We start from the raw sequence: 1,705 nt of genomic DNA, 5'->3' as shown, positions 1-1,705 counted from the left end.
CCCTGCGTACTAATCGAACCACTAAAACCAATTCTTTCAGAACCACTCACTGCCGTTTTCTGAATAACACCATTATTATAAGCAACCAAGTAATCGCCGCTAGCAGATCCATTACTTAAACGCGGACTAAATGCAAAATTAGCATTTAAATTATAAATAGGTAATCCCAAACCCCATTTAGTTGTCGTAGATACTGGACTTACTACGCCATTGGCATCTGTATAAATAAATTGACCTCGACGAGACAAGGCTGAAAAATTCATACCTCGTATTGCCAACACCGTATAAGGAGTATTATTAGTTGAGAGTGTCTGGATGTAGTCATTTGTGTTGACTAATCTATTCGCATCAACTGAGTTACCTAAATATGTTGAAGTCAGTGCTGTATTGGTAGGTAATGTAATTTGATTAGCATTAACTAAATTAAAATAGATACCATCCATGCTTAAACCAGCATGATCACTATTTAGTGCGACTCCAGAAGTTGTTTCTGTACCTATCATATTTTTACGTGTCAACAATGGAGTAATATTGGCGAATCTTAATCCGTAGGTCTGATTCCCTGCTCCACCTAACTCCAAACTTGTTGCCTCAACTCCTGACAAATTGTCGCGATCACTTGTAAATTCACCATTTAGACGAAATGCAAGACCAGTATCGCCTGCAATTGAGTTACCATTTGTCACACCTAAAATAGTCGATGCAGTATCTTGAGTACCTCTTAACTGCAATACCCCATTGATCATACGACCATTTGCGCCTGCGCGTATTACTCCTTTTGCAGAGTTTGCACTTATCATTGTTCCATTACTTGCTACATTGGGTTGCAGCATAAACTCTAGATTCAATCCAGATTTACCATTTACATCTCTTTTAAAATCAACATAACCAATATCAGTGGCACCACTTCCTGCAACAGGATTTGTTCTTAAAACTAAACCCTCTGTCGGGTCAACATACATATAACCTTTGGCACCAAAATTAAAATTAAAATCATTCATTACAAGTGCATTATAAGTTGAACTATCTTGTTTTTGACTTAAACCAATATCTAGCCCTTTTATACCTAAATCTAGTGAGGAGAATCCAGTTTTACTAAACAGACCATCAGCAGTCGTCATGTGCATCGTTATCGGTGTATTTGCAGTATTTTGAATACTTAATTTTCCAAATGAAGCTGCATTCGTACAGGTACTAGTCGAATCCGATGTTTTACATAAAGTAAATTTATCTGCCTGTACAGTTCCCAAATTAGCAGCGACATCAAGATCAAGACCAGTTTTGCTGCCATTTGCCAAACTACCTGCATTCATTTTTACAGTCACATTTGACTGATTTGCATTGGCTGTTGTTATTTTCACACCAGTCAAACTTGCTCTTAAACTATCCTGAGCATTTTCTGTTGCGGAACTTCCAGTTTTATCATCCCAATAAAGCTGATCAAAACCAACTGAACCATAACTAACCTCAGCTACAATTCCATCCTGCCCATCCACTGCCCGCATATCGCTATCGTTCATTGCCTGCATGGCATAACTATTTTGCATAGAAAATAAAATGCTACAGCTAAGAGCACTTAAAATAAATTTTTTTTGATTATTCAGTTTAGCCGTCATTTTCAAACTCCCTTTTTATTTTACTTAACAGCGTGGATGAGTTGAATCACAACTAAAAATCATGACTTTACCATTTAATGCGAGATTCC

At 37.2% G+C, this 1,705-nt stretch carries 1 protein-coding gene; it reads right to left on the bottom strand.

Annotated features, from left to right (window positions below):
* A partial coding sequence (locus JR005_RS09005) for a DUF6160 family protein (RefSeq protein WP_228731800.1) occupies positions 1-1,616 on the bottom strand: 1,616 nt, incomplete at its 3' end.
* Positions 1,617-1,705 lie beyond the last annotated feature (89 nt).

This window comes from Acinetobacter sp. Colony158 (assembly GCF_019264745.1).
GTDB classification, from domain to species: domain Bacteria; phylum Pseudomonadota; class Gammaproteobacteria; order Pseudomonadales; family Moraxellaceae; genus Acinetobacter; species Acinetobacter ursingii.
The sequence above is the reverse complement of the archived record's forward strand: the minus strand, read 5'-3'. Positions and strand labels throughout refer to the sequence as shown.